Origin of the sequence: Glutamicibacter sp. TV12E (assembly GCF_052441935.1) — a bacterium.
GTDB lineage: Bacteria > Actinomycetota > Actinomycetes > Actinomycetales > Micrococcaceae > Glutamicibacter.
The window spans coordinates 1082381-1100397 of the sequence record NZ_JBQVVF010000001.1 but is presented as its reverse complement, the minus strand read 5'-3'; the positions used below and the strand labels follow the sequence as shown (position 1 = coordinate 1100397).

Here is an 18017-nt window from a genome sequence, read left to right as displayed (position 1 = left end):
CTTCCAGCAGAGGCGTTCGGATCGACCATCTAGCGAGAGAGATGCAATCCGGCTGATGAAAAGCTCAGAAGGGTCAGGCCGCAGTTGATGGCTTGGGGATTGAGCGCTTCGTGTCTTGACCAGCTATGAGCGTGGAACTCTCTACGAAGTTGTTGAGCGCTTACGGCACCTGCGCACTCAGAGCGTTGCAACAGGCTGAAGAGCGGGAATCCTAGAAGAACAATTAGGGCAAGCGCATAAACGGATTTGGCGGGACGAAGGAATTCTAGATTCCTTGGATATTTACTGGCACGGTTGCTTTGTAATCTCCGGGGCGCCCTATTTGGATTAAGTGTCCACGGTCACCGCCGCAAACCACCCACCCGATTTGCACCACCCCCAAAACCTGTGTATAGTTTTTCCTTGTCGCCGAGAGCAAAACGGAAGAAATAACCGGATGCAAAACGGAGGCAAAACCCCAGAAAATCAACGGATTTCGCACAGGTCACTGTCGGAATTCATTGATAAATGGGAATCGTGAATACTTTTTCAAATCACAAACAATTGATTTGACTTTCAGAAATTCACGGTGATAAGATTTGAATATAACGCTGGACGAAATCATGGCCCGAATTGACGGGTTGTGGAGAACCGGTAAGTGTTTGTTGTTTGAGAACTCAATAGTGTGCCAAGTTTGTTGATACCGAATATTTTTATTTGGTGAATACATAACATTTGCTTGAGGCATTGCACCCCCGTGCAGTGTTCTTGAGTGTTTTTTATTCGCCAGGATTTTTTCATTGATTCTCCCTTATTTTCCGAGGGGTTTCGGTGGCTTTTTGTTTTTTATGGAGAGTTTGATCCTGGCTCAGGATGAACGCTGGCGGCGTGCTTAACACATGCAAGTCGAACGATGAAGCCCAGCTTGCTGGGTGGATTAGTGGCGAACGGGTGAGTAACACGTGAGTAACCTGCCCCCGACTTTGGGATAAGCCCGGGAAACTGGGTCTAATACCGGATATGACTTTTCACCGCATGGTGGTTTGTTGAAAGATTTATCGGTGGGGGATGGACTCGCGGCCTATCAGCTTGTTGGTGAGGTAATGGCTCACCAAGGCGACGACGGGTAGCCGGCCTGAGAGGGTGACCGGCCACACTGGGACTGAGACACGGCCCAGACTCCTACGGGAGGCAGCAGTGGGGAATATTGCACAATGGGCGGAAGCCTGATGCAGCGACGCCGCGTGAGGGATGACGGCCTTCGGGTTGTAAACCTCTTTCAGTAGGGAAGAAGCGAAAGTGACGGTACCTGCAGAAGAAGCGCCGGCTAACTACGTGCCAGCAGCCGCGGTAATACGTAGGGCGCAAGCGTTATCCGGATTTATTGGGCGTAAAGAGCTCGTAGGCGGTTTGTCGCGTCTGCCGTGAAAGTCCGAGGCTCAACCTCGGATCTGCGGTGGGTACGGGCAGACTAGAGTGATGTAGGGGAGACTGGAATTCCTGGTGTAGCGGTGAAATGCGCAGATATCAGGAGGAACACCGATGGCGAAGGCAGGTCTCTGGGCATTTACTGACGCTGAGGAGCGAAAGCATGGGGAGCGAACAGGATTAGATACCCTGGTAGTCCATGCCGTAAACGTTGGGCACTAGGTGTGGGGGACATTCCACGTTTTCCGCGCCGTAGCTAACGCATTAAGTGCCCCGCCTGGGGAGTACGGCCGCAAGGCTAAAACTCAAAGGAATTGACGGGGGCCCGCACAAGCGGCGGAGCATGCGGATTAATTCGATGCAACGCGAAGAACCTTACCAAGGCTTGACATGTGCCAGACCGCTCCAGAGATGGGGTTTCCCTTCGGGGCTGGTTCACAGGTGGTGCATGGTTGTCGTCAGCTCGTGTCGTGAGATGTTGGGTTAAGTCCCGCAACGAGCGCAACCCTCGTTCCATGTTGCCAGCACGTAGTGGTGGGGACTCATGGGAGACTGCCGGGGTCAACTCGGAGGAAGGTGGGGATGACGTCAAATCATCATGCCCCTTATGTCTTGGGCTTCACGCATGCTACAATGGCCGGTACAATGGGTTGCGATACTGTGAGGTGGAGCTAATCCCTAAAAGCCGGTCTCAGTTCGGATTGGGGTCTGCAACTCGACCCCATGAAGTCGGAGTCGCTAGTAATCGCAGATCAGCAACGCTGCGGTGAATACGTTCCCGGGCCTTGTACACACCGCCCGTCAAGTCACGAAAGTTGGTAACACCCGAAGCCGATGGCCTAACCACCTTGTGTGGGGGGAGTCGTCGAAGGTGGGACTGGCGATTGGGACTAAGTCGTAACAAGGTAGCCGTACCGGAAGGTGCGGCTGGATCACCTCCTTTCTAAGGAGCTAACCATTTTTTGGTTGCCCATGCTGGACACGAGTGTTGTCCGGGTGGGTTGCTCATGGGTGGAATATCAATGAACTCAGTACTGGAAAGCGCGTGTGCCTGATCGGCCCTTTGTGGGGTTGTGTGGTGCGGGCGGGGTACTGGCTGTGGCTGTGCGGCGTTGCCGTTGTCGAGTACGCATCCTTTGGGGTGCTGGAAAGATGGTGGTGGTGTTGTGCGGCTTGTATGGTTTGGCATGCTGTTGGGTTTTGAGGCAACAAGCCTCCTTGCCTGGTTGATGATTGGCTGCTGGCTTTTGATGCGCTTTGGTGCGTGTTGGGGGTTGGTGGTGGTTGTTGGCTGGGGTTTTGAGGGGTTCTTGGTGTTTCGGTGTTTGTCCTGTGTTTGCCGTGGGCGTGCCTGGGCGGTGATGGTTTGTGGTTTTCATCCTTTGGGGTGGGGGTTGCGGGTTGTTGCTGCGGGTGTGTTTGCGGGGGTGCGGGGTTGTTGTTTGGGAACTGTATAGTGAACGCGAGCATCTTGCAGATGAGATGAGCTCTGGGGTCCTTTTCCTTGGATTCTTGGGTGTTTGAGTCTTGTCTGCGTGATTTTGTTAGATTGTTTTATTGCTCAATTCTGAGAACTTTGTTTTGTGTTGAAGTTTTTAAGGGCGCACGGTGGATGCCTTGGCATCAAGAGCCGATGAAGGACGTGGGAATCTGCGATAAGCCTGGTGGAGTCGATAACCGGACGTTGATACCAGGATTTCCGAATGGGGGAACCCCGCACCATGTTATGTGGTGTGACCTGCAGCTGAATGTATAGGCTGTGTGGAGGGAACGCGGGGAAGTGAAACATCTCAGTACCCGCAGGAAGAGAAAACAATAGTGATTCCGTTAGTAGTGGCGAGCGAACGCGGATGGGGCTAAACCGGTTGGTGTGTGATAGCGGATAGGCGTTGCATCGTCGGGGTTGTGGGGTCAACATGTACCAGTGCTATCTTGCTGGTGGGATGAGGTGCAGGCGTATAGGTGAATCGGTTGGAATGCCGGACCATAGAGGGTGATAGTCCCGTAGGTGTAATGCGTGTCTGCCGTTCTAGTGTTGATACCCGAGTAGCACGGGGCCCGTGAAACCTTGTGTGAATCTGCCAGGACCACCTGGTAAGCCTGAATACTACTTGATGACCGATAGTGAATCAGTACCGTGAGGGAATGGTGAAAAGTACCCCGGGAGGGGAGTGAAATAGTACCTGAAACCGTGCGCTTACAATCCGTTAGAGCCTGGGACTTGTTCCTGGGTGATGGCGTGCCTTTTGAAGAATGAGCCTGCGAGTTAGTGCTGTGTCGCGAGGTTAACCCGTGTGGGGTAGCCGTAGCGAAAGCGAGTCTGAATAGGGCGTTTGAGTGGCACGGTCTAGACCCGAAGCGAAGTGATCTACCCATGGCCAGGTTGAAGCGCGTGTAAGAGCGTGTGGAGGACCGAACCCACTTCAGTTGAAAATGGAGGGGATGAGCTGTGGGTAGGGGTGAAAGGCCAATCAAACTTCGTGATAGCTGGTTCTCCCCGAAATGCATTTAGGTGCAGCGTTGCGTGTTTCTTGCTGGAGGTAGAGCTACTGGATAGGCGATGGGCCCTACAAGGTTACTGACCTTAGCCAAACTCCGAATGCCGGTAAGTGAGAGCGCAGCAGTGAGACTGTGGGGGATAAGCTTCATAGTCGAGAGGGAAACAGCCCAGAACGCCAACTAAGGCCCCTAAGCGTGTGCTAAGTGGGAAAGGATGTGGAGTTGCTGTGACAACCAGGAGGTTGGCTTAGAAGCAGCCACCCTTGAAAGAGTGCGTAATAGCTCACTGGTCAAGTGATTCCGCGCCGATAATGTAGCGGGGCTCAAGCACACCGCCGAAGTTGCGTCATTCAAATATTAACCTGGTTTCGATTGGGTGTTTGGATGGGTAGGGGAGCGTCGTATAGCGGGTGAAGTCGCGGTGGAAACCAGCGGTGGACGCTATACGAGTGAGAATGCAGGCATGAGTAGCGAATGACGGGTGAGAAACCCGTCCGCCGAATGATCAAGGGTTCCAGGGTTAAGCTAATCTGCCCTGGGTTAGTCGGGGCCTAAGGCGAGGCCGACAGGCGTAGTCGATGGATAACGGGTTGATATTCCCGTACCGGCGAAGGACCGCCCATACTGAGCTGTGGATGCTAACCATGATGGATCATGGCTGTTGCGGCCTTCGGGTTGCTGGTTGTGTGATGTGGTGGGAACCGATGCAGTGAGGTCAGCGTATTAACAGGTGTGACGCAGGAAGGTAGCCGAGCCAGGCAATGGAATTGACCTGGTCCAAGGGTGTAGGAAGAGTGGTTGGCAAATCCGCCGCTCATTGATTCTGAGACCTGATAGGCGCCCGCTTTGGCGGGTGATTCGGTGATCCTATGCTGCCTAGAAAAGCATCGGCGCGAGGTCCCAGTCCGCCCGTACCCCAAACCGACACAGGTGATCAGGTAGAGAATACTAAGGCGATCGAGAGAATCATGGTTAAGGAACTCGGCAAAATGCCCCCGTAACTTCGGAAGAAGGGGGGCCTGCCCCGTGATGAGGACTTGCTCCTCTGATGCGGGTGTGGGCCGCAGAGACCAGGGGGAAGCGACTGTTTACTAAAAACACAGGTCCGTGCGAAGTCGCAAGACGATGTATACGGACTGACTCCTGCCCGGTGCTGGAAGGTTAAGAGGACTGGTTAGCCGTGAGGCGAAGCTGAGAATTTAAGCCCCAGTAAACGGCGGTGGTAACTATAACCATCCTAAGGTAGCGAAATTCCTTGTCGGGTAAGTTCCGACCTGCACGAATGGAGTAACGACTTCCCCGCTGTCTCAACCATGAACTCGGCGAAATTGCAGTACGAGTAAAGATGCTCGTTACGCGCAGCAGGACGGAAAGACCCCGAGACCTTTACTATAGTTTGGTATTGGTGTTCGGTGCAGCTTGTGTAGGATAGGTGGGAGACTGTGAAGCTTGGACGCTAGTTCAGGTGGAGTCATCGTTGAAATACCACTCTGGCTGTATCGGTCACCTAACTTCGGACCATGATCTGGTTCAGGGACAGTGCCTGATGGGTAGTTTAACTGGGGCGGTTGCCTCCTAAAATGTAACGGAGGCGCCCAAAGGTTCCCTCAGCCTGGTTGGCAATCAGGTGTCGAGTGTAAGTGCACAAGGGAGCTTGACTGTGAGAGTGACAGCTCGAGCAGGGACGAAAGTCGGGACTAGTGATCCGGCGGCACCTCGTGGAAGGGCCGTCGCTCAACGGATAAAAGGTACCTCGGGGATAACAGGCTGATCTTGCCCAAGAGTCCATATCGACGGCATGGTTTGGCACCTCGATGTCGGCTCGTCGCATCCTGGGGCTGGAGTAGGTCCCAAGGGTTGGGCTGTTCGCCCATTAAAGCGGTACGCGAGCTGGGTTTAGAACGTCGTGAGACAGTTCGGTCCCTATCCGCTGCGCGCGTTGGAAATTTGAGAAGGGCTGTCCTTAGTACGAGAGGACCGGGACGGACTAACCTCTGGTGTGTCAGTTGTACTGCCAAGTGCATCGCTGATTAGCTACGTTGGGAAGGGATAACCGCTGAAAGCATCTAAGCGGGAAGCCTGCTTCGAGATGAGATTTCCATGCACCTTGAGTGTGTGAGGCCCCCAGCTAGACCACTGGGTTGATAGGCAGGATGTGGAAGCAAGGACTGAAGACTTGTGTAGCTGACCTGTACTAATAGGCCGATGACTTTCAACACACAATAATGCAATATTGAACTAATGAAGTTTTCAATGCTGCTCGCGTTCACTATGCGGTTACGAGACAACAACCTCTGAAACCATGAAACTTTTTGCAGGTGCAGGGCTTTGGCCCTGGCACTGGAAACACGACCAGGGATTGGTTTGTGTGCTTCGTGATTGTTACGGCGGTCATAGCGTGGGGGAAACGCCCGGTCCCATACCGAACCCGGAAGCTAAGGCCCATTGCGCCGATGGTACTGCACTCGTGAGGGTGTGGGAGAGTAGGTCACCGCCGGACTTAACTTGAATATATGGTTTGGGCCCTGACACGATCGTGTGTCGGGGCCCAAACTTGTTTAAGCCGTCCGCGCACCAGCGGTACTCACGCTCAATTTCATCGGGGAACTGGTTACAGTGTGTAGTAGATAAAACGAGATCTGCTACCGAGGGAGCCCTGCTTTGACCACTGAGACAACGAGCCCGCTGCGCTATCGCGACGATTCGATTCGTCCCCAGGACGATCTCTACCGCCATAGCAACGGCAAGTGGTTCGAAACCGCCACTATCCCCGGAGACCAAGGGATCTACGGTTCCTTCATGGAACTGCGCGACCAGGCAGAAGAAGCCGTTCACGCCATCATCAAGAAAGCAGTCCAGGCCTACGAGTCGGGCTCAGCGACCGATGGAGCAACACAACGCATCGCCCACCTGTATGGCTCATTCATGAATGAAGCGGTCATCGAAGAGCGCGGTGCGGGACCGATCGCCGGATACCTGCAGGCCATCTCCGAAATCCAAAGCGTCGAATCCCTGCTTGAACTCTCTGGTTCGTTCTACCGCAAGGGCATCAGCGGATTCCTCGAGATCGGGGCCATGAACGATGCGGGCAATCCGGAGCGCAACCTGCTGACCTTCCTCCAAGGCGGCCTGGGCCTTCCGGACGAGTCCTACTACCACGACGAGCAACTGGCAGAGACCGTTTCCGATTACCGCGAGCACCTGGTGCGCCTGCTCAGCCTCGGCGGCTTAGACAGCGCCGAGGAAGCCGCGGCTCAAGTCGTCGAGCTCGAAACGGCCATCGCCGAATACCACTGGGACCGGGTAAAGGTCCGCGATGCCCAGGCCCGCTACAACCTCTTGAGCGGCGAGCAGCTCTTTGACCTCTTCGCTGGGCTGAAAGAGTGGCTGTCTGGTGCCGGAATCGATGCCAACTACTATGGGGAAGTTGTCGTTTGGCAGCCAAGCTACCTCGAGGGGCTCTCGGGACTAGTCGCCGAGCAGCCGCTGGAAGCATGGAAGAACTGGCTGCGCGTACAGGTGTTGCGTTCCTTCGCGCCCTACCTCTCCAGCGACTTCGTGAATGAGAACTTCTCCTTCTATTCCGCCAAGCTCGGCGGGGTGGAGCAGATCAAGGACCGCTGGAAGCGTGGTGTCGCCTTCACCGAAGGCGCGGTCGGCGAGGATATCGGCCAGCTTTACGTTGCCGAGAATTTCCCGCCAGAAGCCAAAGCCGCCATGGACCAGCTGGTGCAGCGTCTGATCGAGGCTTACCGGATCTCCATTGGCGAGCTGTCGTGGATGGGTGAGCAGACCATTGAAAAGGCGCTGGACAAGCTCTCGAAGTTCCGCCCGAAGATCGGCTACCCGAACGAGTGGATCGACTACTCGTCCATCACCACCGATGAGCTGGACGTCATCGCCAACTTGGCATCCGCCAACGAATTCGAATTCAAGCGCGAGCTGAAGAAGATCGACGACGGCGTTGACCGCGAGCTGTGGTTCATGTACCCGCAGACGGTGAACGCCTACTACCACCCGCTGCTGAACGAGATCGCCTTCCCCGCAGCCATCCTGCGCTTGCCGTTCTTTGATGTGGACCGGGATATCGCTTCGAACTTCGGCGCCATCGGCGCGGTGATCGGACACGAGATCGGCCACGGCTTTGATGACCAGGGATCGCAGTTTGACGGCAGCGGCCAGCTGACCAATTGGTGGACCGATGATGATCGCGCCGCTTTCGAGAAGCTCACCGGCAAGCTGGTAGAACAGTACAACGCGCTCTCGCCTACCGAAGCGCCAGAGCACAATGTCAATGGCGCCCTGACCTTGGGTGAAAACATTGGCGACTTGGGCGGACTGGGCATCGCCTATAAGGCGTACAAGCTCGAGCTCGCGGCCCGCGGAATCACCGAGGACGAGGTGATCGACGGTGTCACCGGCGACCAGCGCTTCTTCTACTCCTGGGCTGAATGCTGGCGCACCCTCATCCGCCCGGAAACCGCTGTGGTCCGGGTGCGCACCGACCCGCACGCGCCGGGCGAGTTCCGCTGCAACCAGGTTCCCAAGAACCTCGAGGCATTCCACGAGGCCTTCGGCACGAAGCCGGGGGATGGCATGTGGCTGGATCCAGCGCAGCGCGTTGAAATCTGGTAATATTCAAAACACTCTGGCAGGGCATCGGAAAGTTCGCTTTTCCGGTGCCCTGCCGTCGTCGCTGGCTGAACTTCGGGGTGTAAGTCTGATCATGATGGGCTTTATCCGTGCACAATGACACGTAGAATGGACTATTGTGACTTCCGAAAATAATCCCGCACAGCCCATTGATCCCAACGACCAGCGACAGGTTCGTGCCGATAAGCGCAACCAGTTCTTGGCCAAGGGTGAGGAAGCCTACCCTGTGGGTGTGGCCCGCACCCACTCCCTGCTGGAAATCCGCGACAAATACGAGCACCTCGAAGCCGGCGAAGAAACCGAAGATGTGGTGGGCGTTGTCGGCCGCATCGTGTTCATGCGCAACACCGGCAAGCTGTGCTTCGCCACCTTGCAGGAGGGCGGCCCCAAGGGCGAAGGCGTGCGCCTGCAGGTCATGCTGTCGCTGGCCAATGTCGGCGAAGAGCGCTTGGCTGCATGGAAGTCCCTGGTCGACCTGGGTGACCACGTCTTTGTCAGCGGCAAGGTGATTTCCTCCCGCCGCGGCGAGCTGTCAATCATGGCAGATGCATTCGAGATGGCTTCCAAGGCTTTGCGCCCATTGCCGGTGCTGCATGCCGACCTGAACGAGGAAACCCGCGTTCGCCAGCGCTACGCCGATCTGATCGTGCGCAATGAAGCCCGCGAGATGGTCTACAAGCGCGCAGCAATTGTTCGCGCCGTGCGCAACACCCTCGAGAACCACAACTACGTCGAGGTTGAGACCCCGATGCTGCAGCTGGTCCACGGTGGCGCTTCGGCCCGCCCATTCAAGACCCACCTGAACGCTTTTGACCAGGAAATGACCCTGCGCATCGCCACCGAGCTCTACCTGAAGCGCTGCGTTGTCGGCGGCGTGGACCGCGTGTTCGAGGTTGGACGCATCTTCCGCAACGAAGGCGTCGACTCGACCCACTCGCCGGAATTCACCACCCTGGAATCCTACGAAGCCTATGCAGACCAGTACGTCATGGCCGACCGCATCAAGGAGATCATCCTCAATGCCGCCGACGCCATCGGAGCCGGCCGCAGCATCGAGACCCCCAAGGGCACCGCCAACCTGGATGGCGAATGGCGCTGGCTCAGCGTGTACCCGGGCCTGTCCGAGGTCGTGGGCGTCGAGATCACCCCCGACACCGAGGCTTCGGTGCTGCGCGAAATCGCCGAAAAGCACGACGTCAAGATCGATCCGGCCTGGGGTGCCCAGAAGCTGGTGATTGAGCTGTTCGGCGAGATCGTCGAACCGACCCTGATCGACCCGACCTTCGTTTGCGACTACCCGCCACTGGCCCAGCCATTGGCTCGTCCGCACCGCTCGAAGCCAGGGGTTATCGAGGCGTGGGACCTGATCATCGGCGGCATGGAACGCGGAACCGCGTTCTCCGAGCTGATCGACCCGGTCATCCAGCGCGAGCGCCTCACCGAGCAGTCCCTGCTGGCCGCCGGCGGCGATCCCGAAGCGATGCAGCTCGATGAAGACTTCCTGCGTGCCTTGGAATATGGCGCCCCGCCAATGGGCGGCATCGGCTTGGGCATTGACCGCTTGGTGATGCTCTTTACCAATGTCGGCATCCGCGAAACCATTCTCTTCCCACTGCTCAAGCCGGAGGCATAGAAATGCCATATATCGAGGCAATTGTTCCGACTATCTGTCTGGCGTTGCTTTTTTGGTACGTGATGAAAGCTATTACAAACGCGGACCGAAAAGAGCGCCAAGCCGAAGCGGAAGCAGATGCGCTTATTCAAAATCGTTCGGATTCCAATAATCCGTCTAACGAGAATTAGGGTATTCCTGAAAGAAGCTTGTGAATTCTGATCAGAATTAGAATTCTCAGTCGCTATTTGTATAAGCTTGAACATTGAAAAGGACTGGTGGGTTCAAACCAGATAGTCCAGCACATTCAAGCTCGGAGGAATCCTCAGATGGCACGTCAGGTTCAAATTGCCCTGATTGATGATATTGATGGTAGCGAAGCAACCGAATCAATTGCTTTTAGTGTTGCTGGCCAGCACTTCGAAATTGATTTGAACGACGAGCATGCTGCACAATTCCACGCGGCTATTGAACCGTATGTAGAAGCTGCGCGTTCGTCGAAGCAGACTGCAACCAGCGAAGCTCCAGCTATTCGCGCCTGGGCAAAAGAGAATAATATTAAGGTCAACGCCCGCGGGCGCCTTAATGCGGAAGTTGTAGATGCCTACAACGCTGCAATGCGCAAAGGCGGACGCAACCGCACGAAGTAATTCATTCGGTTGCAGATAGACTTCAAATGAGTCGGCACATTCTATGTGCCGACTCATTTTCTTATAACGGCGATCGTGATATATCCATTTAATTTGGTTGAAGATAATAGTGTTTGTGCAATAACTAAAATGCATTCGTTCCCGTTTCCCGGAGCCGGCAATCAGGACTGAAGCAACTGATCGGGTTATCCCCGTGGCGAACAAGGGCGAATTGAAGGCGCTAGATGCGTAGCATCGAATTATTGGTAAGCAAGGAGTGTGCCGAAGATGTTTGAGAGATTTACCGACCGTGCCCGTCGAGTTGTCGTGCTCGCCCAAGAAGAGGCGCGCATGCTCAACCACAATTACATCGGCACCGAGCACCTGCTGCTCGGCCTAATCCACGAAGGTGACGGTGTAGCCGCAAAAGCGCTAGAGTCGCTGAATATTTCGCTGGGTGCCGTACGCGAGCAGGTTCAGGAGATTATCGGCAAGGGCCAGCAGGCGCCTTCCGGTCACATCCCGTTCACTCCTCGCGCCAAGAAGGTCTTGGAATTGTCGCTGCGCGAAGCATTGCAGCTGGGACATAACTACATTGGGACCGAGCACATCCTGCTCGGCCTGATCCGCGAAGGCGAGGGCGTAGCCGCCCAGGTGCTGGTAAAGCTGGGTGCCGACCTCGGCCGCGTGCGCCAGCAAGTCATTCAGCTGCTTTCGGGCTACCAGGGCGGCAAGGAGACTGCCTCCGCTGGTGTCAGCTCGGCCGGGCAGCAGGAAGGCACCCCGGCTGGTTCAGCAGTGCTGGACCAGTTCGGACGCAACCTCACCGCCGCGGCCCGCGAAGGCAAGCTTGATCCGGTGATTGGCCGCGAGCACGAGATGGAACGCGTCATGCAGGTCCTCTCGCGCCGCACCAAGAACAACCCGGTACTGATCGGCGAGCCTGGTGTTGGCAAGACCGCTGTCGTCGAGGGCCTGGCCCAGTCGATCGTCCGCGGCGACGTGCCAGAAACCATCAAGGACAAGCAGCTGTACACCTTGGACCTCGGTTCCCTGGTGGCCGGCTCGCGCTACCGCGGTGACTTCGAAGAGCGCCTGAAGAAGGTCCTCAAGGAGATCCGCACCCGTGGCGACATCATCTTGTTCATCGACGAGATCCACACCCTCGTGGGTGCCGGTGCCGCCGAAGGCGCTATTGACGCTGCCTCGATCCTCAAGCCCATGCTGGCTCGTGGAGAACTGCAGACCATTGGTGCCACCACCCTTGATGAGTACCGCAAGAACATCGAGAAGGATGCTGCGCTGGAGCGCCGCTTCCAGCCGATCCAGGTCAAGGAACCAACCGTTGAGCTGACCACGCAGATCCTGCGCGGCCTGCGTGACCGCTACGAGGCACACCACCGCGTGACCATCACCGATGGCGCGCTGCAGGCTGCCGCAACGCTGGCCCACCGCTACATCTCGGACCGCTTCCTGCCAGACAAGGCAGTTGACCTGATCGATGAAGCCGGTGCCCGCCTGCGCATCCAGCGAATGACCGCGCCTCCCGCCCTGAAGGAAATGGACGAGGAGATCGCGACCGTACGCCTGGAGAAGGAAGCGGCGATCGACGCGCAGGACTTCGAAGGCGCAGCCTCGCTGCGCGACAAGGAGTCCAAGCTCATCGAGGCGCGCAACGAAAAGGAAAAGTCGTGGCGCAACGGTGACATGGATGAAGTATCCGAGGTCACCGAAGAGCTGATTGCCGAAGTTCTGGCAAACTCCACCGGCATCCCGGTAGTGAAGCTGACCGAGGAAGAGTCCACGCGCCTGCTGAACATGGAAGACGAACTGCACAAGCGCGTGATCGGCCAGGATTCGGCGATCAAGGCCATCTCCCAGGCGATCCGCCGCACCCGTGCAGGCCTGAAGGATCCAAACCGCCCAGGCGGCTCGTTCATCTTCGCCGGCCCAACCGGTGTCGGCAAGACCGAGCTGGCCAAGGCGCTGGCAGAGTTCCTCTTCGGCGAGGAAGATGCGCTGATCACTCTGGACATGTCCGAATACTCGGAGAAGCACACCGTTTCCCGACTGTTCGGTGCCCCTCCAGGCTACGTCGGCTACGAAGAAGGCGGACAGCTGACCGAGAAGGTCCGCCGCCGTCCGTTCTCCGTCGTGCTCTTCGATGAGGTGGAGAAGGCCCACGCCGACCTGTTCAACTCGCTGTTGCAGATTCTGGAAGACGGCCGCTTGACAGACTCCCAGGGTCGCGTGGTGGACTTCAAGAACACCATCATCATCATGACCACCAACCTCGGTACCCGCGACATCTCCAAGGGTGTGATGACCGGCTTCCAGTCGGCCGCGGATACCAAGACCGGTTATGAGCGGATGCAGGCCAAGGTCCAGGAAGAGCTGCGCCAGCACTTCCGCCCTGAATTCCTGAACCGTGTTGATGACACCGTGGTCTTCCCGCAGCTGAACCAGGACGAGATCGAAGAGATCGTCGACCTGTTTGTTGGCCGCCTGGCCAAGCGCTTGAAGGAACGCGACATGACGATCGAGCTGACGCAGGCTGCCCGCAGCCTGCTGGCACAGCGCGGCTACGACCCAGCCATGGGTGCCCGTCCATTGCGCCGCACCATCCAGCGCGATATCGAAGACCAGCTCTCCGAGCGGATCCTCTTCGGCCAGATCCTTGCCGGACAGAAGGTCACGGTGGATGTCGAAGGCGAGGGGGCGGACCAGAAGTTCGTCTTCCACGCTGAGGGCGGTACCGGCCAGCTGGAAGGTGAGCCGGCACCGGCCGCGCTGGAAAGCTAAGCGCAGCACCTGACTATCAACGAGCCGCGGAACCAGATGAAACTGGTTCCGCGGCTCGTTGCCTTAAATTCCATTTATCGTAGGCTGATTCCATGAAGCGAAGCGGAATCGGCCAATTGGTTGCTATTTCGGGCCTGTCAATCGTGGCGTACGCCGTGCTCTATGCAGTGCTGCGACCGCTATTGCCCGGCCAGCTGGTTCGGCATGCGGGCCCCGACGGCGCCGGCTATGGCCCGCTGTGGCTTGCAGTCCTGGTCATTGGAGCAGTCGCCGCCATCAGCTTGCTGATCGGAATTTTGGCCTATCGCGACTTCCTCTCCCTGGGGCATTGGTATCCAGGTCCCAAAGCCATCGTCGTGTGCTTCCTCGCGGCAGGGTTCGGCATTCTTTCGCTGGGCGCATCCATGCTCATGACCGTGCTGGGGCGGGAAGCACAGGAAACTGGTTCCCTGCCGGTGGGCATGGGGCTGCTTGGACTAGTCGTCGTATTTGGGCTCTCGGCTCCGGTCCTGGCGTGGTCGTTGCCACGGGCAAAGCAGGAAACACTCGAGGCGTAGAATCTCCTGCTCGGATAATCAAGTGTCTGATCTTAGGGCAGGGAGCAGGCCCTGGCCACGCCGCCATAGGGCATGCTACCGTCTAGCAGGCATTGCCGGCCAAGCCGGCCTGATGTGAATGGGAAGTCATGTCCGCAAAGTTTGAATCTGAAACAGGCCTCGTTTGGAACGTTCAGCGGGAAAGAACCCGGGTTGGAAGCGACCGGACCGAGAAACTAACGTGTGTACGTATTCGTAAACTGCCGGAAGACGGACGCTTTTCTGATGAGATTAAAGCGGTTCACCCTGACGTTGGACTCATCAACTTCATACTCGATGAGCAAGGCGGCGCGGAACCGATCGTTGACCTCACCGGCATAAGCCAACTCCGCAACGTGAGAGTAATTAGCATCTACGCGAAGAAACAGGCGCTTCTCGACGACGAGGGAAATGTATCCAAGCTTCCATTGGTACGAGTCATTGCCACGTATGTTAAGGGTGTGAGCGAGGCCCTGATCCAATGTCCTGATTTGCAATTTTTGGAACTTGAAGGCGCTCCAATGGGCATTCTTGGATTGGCCCCCAGTGCGCTGAATACGGTGACCTTGCGTCAATTGACGCAGTCCAAAACTCGATTTGCTTGGGAAAAGCTATCAGCTTTGAAAGAACTCAACGTTGAGAACTCCCGTACAGTTCACGTTTCCCCTCCGTCAAATCAATGGCCTGAGATAGTCAGCTTCATCTCAGTGGCGTCACTCAAGGACATTGTGGAGGCTTCACAATGTCTGCCTTTTAAATTCCTGTATTTGGAGGGTATCCGCATATTTGATCCCGGAGCTTCCTTCTGGGACCTGAAGGCCAAGCGAGTCACAGTTGGTTTTGCGACGAAACCACCTAAATGGCTTGTGGACGCTTGGCCTATGCGCCCGGCCGACTGGGCCAATTGGCTTGTAGTTCCCTATCATCCGAGCCTGCCTGGCTCGGAAGATGCGGTTCATGAGGAATACGACGTTACGGATGAATCAAGCTAGAAATCCATAGTCCGAAGAACTTGAAGAACTTGAAGAACTTGAAGAACTTGAAGAAGTTGTTTTACTGCGTGCTAAGCATCTTTGGCGTATTTAACCACTAAAGCCAGTGATTATGGAGCATTGAGTGCTCCGACGAGTGATGGCTACCTATTTTCAGAGAAGCCATCACACATGAGAGCGCATCCACTTTAGGACGGATTCAGGGGATGCGTGGTATGCCGAAACCGGTGTGACCTTATTGGCGCACAGCTAGCGTCCCACGGACTTGCTGACTAGCCGCGCAATCATCTGCTCCTGCTGCCCATCCAACGAGGTGATGGCAAAGGATGTGGCCCACAGCGTCCCGTCATCCAGCTTCGCCGCATCGTTGAAGCCCAGGGTCAGGTAGCGGGCACCGAACTTGGCCGCATCCTGGATGAAGCACAGGATGTTGCCGTCCAGGGCGTAGGCCGGCATCCCGTACCAGGTTCTGGGTTCCAGCTCGGGCGCCGTTGAGGTGATGATCCGATGCAGCGCTTGGGCCAGCACCTTGTCGGTGCCCTCGTAGGAGGCGATCTTTTCTTCCACCGCGGCCAGGGCCGCGGCGGCCTTCTCCGCCTTGGTCATGCGCTTCTTCGTCGCCTTGACCTCTGCCGCGCGATCCTTCATCGCGGCTTTCTCGGCGTCGCTGAAGCCGGTCTTTTCTTCGTTTGCCATCTTTGGCTCCTAGGCTGCCTGGTTGATGCGGATCATGTTGCCCGAAGGGTCGCGGAATGCGCAGTCGCGCGGACCCCACGGCTGGAGAGCCGGCTCCTGCAGCACCTCGGCGCCACTGGCCGACAGCGACTCGAAGAGCGAATCAAGGTCAGCCACGGAAAAGACCAATGGCCCGAAGGCGCCCTTGGCCACCTGCTCCGCAATGACCTGTGCATCCTCGTCCGAGCGGCCGGCTCCCGGAGCGGAGAGCACGATATTCAAGCCGGGTTGTCCTGGAACGCCAAGGGAGACCCAGCGGAAGGCGCCGTTGGCTACATCTGAAACGACCTCGAGGCCCAAGCCGTCGCGGTAGAAAGCCAGGGCTTCGTCCACGTCGAGAACGATGAGCGGGAAATGCTGAACTGAAATATTTGCCATGGATTCAGCTTAGAAGCTGGACGGTGTCCACGGCTTCTTCAAAACTGCTCAGAATCTCGAAGGCCGCAGCAGGATCTTGGCGATGCATGCCGGGATATGTTCCGAATCCTCGTGATCGCGTTCCCGGTAGGCGGTGGGCGTCTCGCCGACAACCTCGGTGAAGCGCGTGCTGAAAGAACCCAGGGAGCTCCAGCCAACCTGCATGCAGGCATCGGTGACCGTGACCCCGGAGCGCAGCAGGTGCATGGCCCGTTCAATGCGCCGGGTCAGCAGGTAGGAATAGGGCGTCTCGCCGTAGGCCCGCTTGAACTCGCGCGAAAAGTGCGCGGGGGACATCACTGCCTTGCTGGCCATCGCCGGGACGTCCAGCGGCTGATCGTAGTGCCGGTCCATCAAATCCTTGGCCCGGCGAAGGTGAGCCAGAACCTTCAGCGCCTGGGTATCCATGGGCTATCGCCTCCGAGCCGAACGCAGGACCAGGAAGGCGCCCAACAGCGTGCAGCAAAGGTACACCCCGATAACGCAGATCCACCCTGCGGTGAAACCGCCAGGAGAACCAACCAGAAGCCCCATGGCCAAGGGTCCCACGGTGAAGCCGCCGAATTGCCCTGCGGAGACCAGGCCGCTGGAGCTGCCCAAGCGGCTGGCCGGAACCACGCGGAGCAGCGCCGCCATCAGCACCACGGAGACCCCGAGCGCCGAGGCACCGTGCAGTGCCACCGCAACCCAGAGCAGAATCGGCGAATGCAGCTGCTGGGCCAACAGGAAACTCGTGCCGCCACAGGTGGCCAGCAGCGCCAATAGAAGCAGCAGCTTGGGCGCGGCAACTCCGCGGGACATCATCTGCCCCCAGCCAACCCGTGCGCTGACCCCCACGATCCCGGCCATGGCAGCGGTCAGCCCGCCAGCCACCAGCGAGAAATCCAATTCGCGCACCGCAAACAGCGCCAAATAGACGTTTGTGGCTTGCACGCCCACACCGTTGATGAACCCGAAAAGGCTCAAAGCGTAGATGATGAACCGCGTGGAGGCCGCCGCGCCGGCTGCCGGCTCGCTGTTCTCCGTGCCGCTCGGGCTGCTCTTGCCGGGTGCCGGGGCCGCGAGCAACGGGGCGGACTTGAGAATGCGCAGTGCCAGCAGCGCCAGGCCAGCGGCCACCACCGCCCCGGCCAAGGAGGCACCCTGCCAGCCGATGAACGCGGCCAATAGGGGGAAGACGAGGCTGCCCACCAGCTGGGAGACCTGCACGCCGGACTGCTTGATTCCGGTCCAGCCAATGCGCCAGGCGCTGGGCACGCGCTGGGCCAGGATCCGGTTGGTCACCCCATTGGGAAAAGATTGCGCGAAGCCAGCGATCCCCGACGCCGCGAGCAGCAGCGCATACCCGGCATCCACCGCAGCCAAGCCCATGGCCAGGGCCGCGGTGCCAAAGATGATCAGCATCAACCGGGCATCGGGCTGTGCATCGGAGAACTTCCCGAAAGCCAGATTGCCAATGGCAGCGCAGCCAAAGCAGACCGTAGCCAAGAGCCCGAACTGGGATTCGCTGATGCCCAGGTCGCGGATCACCAGATCGCTGGTGGCGTTCAGCCCATAGCTCAGCAGCGGAGCAATGCCGACTGCTGCCAGGAGGATGGCCAGCAGCCCGAATCCGGGGCGTGCTTCTCTGGCTATCATCCTCATCCTTTGCTAGGCGCTACCGCGATTCTAGCCAAGTTCTTGCACCAGCGAGCCT

The 18017-nt window shown here is 57.6% G+C and carries 11 protein-coding genes and 3 rRNA genes; 10 read left to right on the top strand and 4 right to left on the bottom strand.

The genetic code is table 11. The features are described 5' to 3' along the window. Window positions 1-824: 824 nt before the first annotated feature. The 10 genes from ACT7DV_RS05050 to ACT7DV_RS05005 all read left to right on the top strand — a co-directional run bounded on the left by ACT7DV_RS05050 (window position 825) and on the right by ACT7DV_RS05005 (window position 15169). Window positions 825-2350, top strand: a 16S ribosomal RNA gene (locus tag ACT7DV_RS05050). 642 nt (window positions 2351-2992) lie between these two features. After that, window positions 2993-6125, top strand: a 23S ribosomal RNA gene (locus ACT7DV_RS05045). A 164-nt stretch (window positions 6126-6289) separates the two neighbouring features. Next, window positions 6290-6406 (top strand): 5S ribosomal RNA (rrf, locus tag ACT7DV_RS05040). Together the 16S, 23S and 5S rRNA genes form the textbook arrangement of a ribosomal RNA operon. Window positions 6407-6567: 161 nt before the next feature. After that, entirely contained in the window at window positions 6568-8541 is a 1974-nt protein-coding gene (locus ACT7DV_RS05035; protein ID WP_444661165.1) for a M13 family metallopeptidase, read from the top strand. Window positions 8542-8677: 136 nt separating this feature from the next. After that, entirely contained in the window at window positions 8678-10192 is a 1515-nt protein-coding gene (lysS, locus tag ACT7DV_RS05030) for a lysine--tRNA ligase (protein WP_444661164.1), read from the top strand. A 2-nt stretch (window positions 10193-10194) separates the two neighbouring features. Beyond that, a complete protein-coding gene (locus ACT7DV_RS05025; protein WP_444661163.1) occupies window positions 10195-10362 on the top strand; it encodes a hypothetical protein in 168 nt (55 codons plus the stop codon). Between the two features lie 138 nt (window positions 10363-10500). Then, window positions 10501-10821 carry a histone-like nucleoid-structuring protein Lsr2 gene (locus ACT7DV_RS05020; RefSeq protein ID WP_022876972.1) on the top strand — a complete coding sequence of 107 codons (321 nt, stop codon included), beginning with the start codon at window positions 10501-10503 and terminating at the stop codon, window positions 10819-10821. 267 nt (window positions 10822-11088) lie between these two features. Then, a complete protein-coding gene (locus tag ACT7DV_RS05015; protein ID WP_444661162.1) occupies window positions 11089-13602 on the top strand; it encodes an ATP-dependent Clp protease ATP-binding subunit in 2514 nt (837 codons plus the stop codon). Between the two features lie 92 nt (window positions 13603-13694). Beyond that, window positions 13695-14159 carry a hypothetical protein gene (locus ACT7DV_RS05010; RefSeq protein WP_444661161.1) on the top strand — a complete coding sequence of 155 codons (465 nt, stop codon included), beginning with the start codon at window positions 13695-13697 and terminating at the stop codon, window positions 14157-14159. A 128-nt stretch (window positions 14160-14287) separates the two neighbouring features. Then, entirely contained in the window at window positions 14288-15169 is an 882-nt protein-coding gene (locus ACT7DV_RS05005) for a hypothetical protein (RefSeq protein WP_444661160.1), read from the top strand. Between the two features lie 249 nt (window positions 15170-15418). Here the strand turns inward: ACT7DV_RS05005 and ACT7DV_RS05000 are convergent, their stop codons facing one another. The 4 genes from ACT7DV_RS05000 to ACT7DV_RS04985 are packed head-to-tail and all read right to left on the bottom strand — an operon-like array spanning window position 15419 to window position 17959. Continuing rightward, window positions 15419-15865 (bottom strand): iron chaperone, encoded by a 447-nt coding sequence (locus tag ACT7DV_RS05000; protein ID WP_060700227.1) that lies wholly within the window; start codon window positions 15863-15865, stop codon window positions 15419-15421. Between the two features lie 9 nt (window positions 15866-15874). After that, a complete protein-coding gene (locus tag ACT7DV_RS04995) occupies window positions 15875-16282 on the bottom strand; it encodes a VOC family protein (protein ID WP_444661159.1) in 408 nt (135 codons plus the stop codon). Between the two features lie 48 nt (window positions 16283-16330). Then, on the bottom strand, window positions 16331-16729 hold the full coding sequence (locus tag ACT7DV_RS04990) for a helix-turn-helix domain-containing protein (RefSeq protein ID WP_444661158.1): 399 nt from the start codon (window positions 16727-16729) through the stop codon (window positions 16331-16333). A 3-nt stretch (window positions 16730-16732) separates the two neighbouring features. After that, window positions 16733-17959 carry an MFS transporter gene (locus ACT7DV_RS04985; protein WP_444661157.1) on the bottom strand — a complete coding sequence of 409 codons (1227 nt, stop codon included), beginning with the start codon at window positions 17957-17959 and terminating at the stop codon, window positions 16733-16735. Window positions 17960-18017: the final 58 nt, after the last annotated feature.

Bases quoted from the DNA above. Each gene is read 5' to 3' on its own strand.
- ACT7DV_RS04985 (WP_444661157.1), bottom strand. From the start codon at position 17,959: ATGATAGCCAGAGAAGCACGCCCCGGATTCGGGCTGCTGGCCATCCTC.
- ACT7DV_RS05005 (WP_444661160.1), top strand. From the start codon at position 14,288: ATGTCCGCAAAGTTTGAATCTGAAACAGGCCTCGTTTGGAACGTTCAG.
- ACT7DV_RS05025 (WP_444661163.1), top strand. From the start codon at position 10,195: ATGCCATATATCGAGGCAATTGTTCCGACTATCTGTCTGGCGTTGCTT.
- ACT7DV_RS05000 (WP_060700227.1), bottom strand. From the start codon at position 15,865: ATGGCAAACGAAGAAAAGACCGGCTTCAGCGACGCCGAGAAAGCCGCG.
- ACT7DV_RS05020 (WP_022876972.1), top strand. From the start codon at position 10,501: ATGGCACGTCAGGTTCAAATTGCCCTGATTGATGATATTGATGGTAGC.
- ACT7DV_RS04995 (WP_444661159.1), bottom strand. From the start codon at position 16,282: ATGGCAAATATTTCAGTTCAGCATTTCCCGCTCATCGTTCTCGACGTG.
- ACT7DV_RS05015 (WP_444661162.1), top strand. From the start codon at position 11,089: ATGTTTGAGAGATTTACCGACCGTGCCCGTCGAGTTGTCGTGCTCGCC.
- ACT7DV_RS04990 (WP_444661158.1), bottom strand. From the start codon at position 16,729: ATGGATACCCAGGCGCTGAAGGTTCTGGCTCACCTTCGCCGGGCCAAG.
- ACT7DV_RS05010 (WP_444661161.1), top strand. From the start codon at position 13,695: ATGAAGCGAAGCGGAATCGGCCAATTGGTTGCTATTTCGGGCCTGTCA.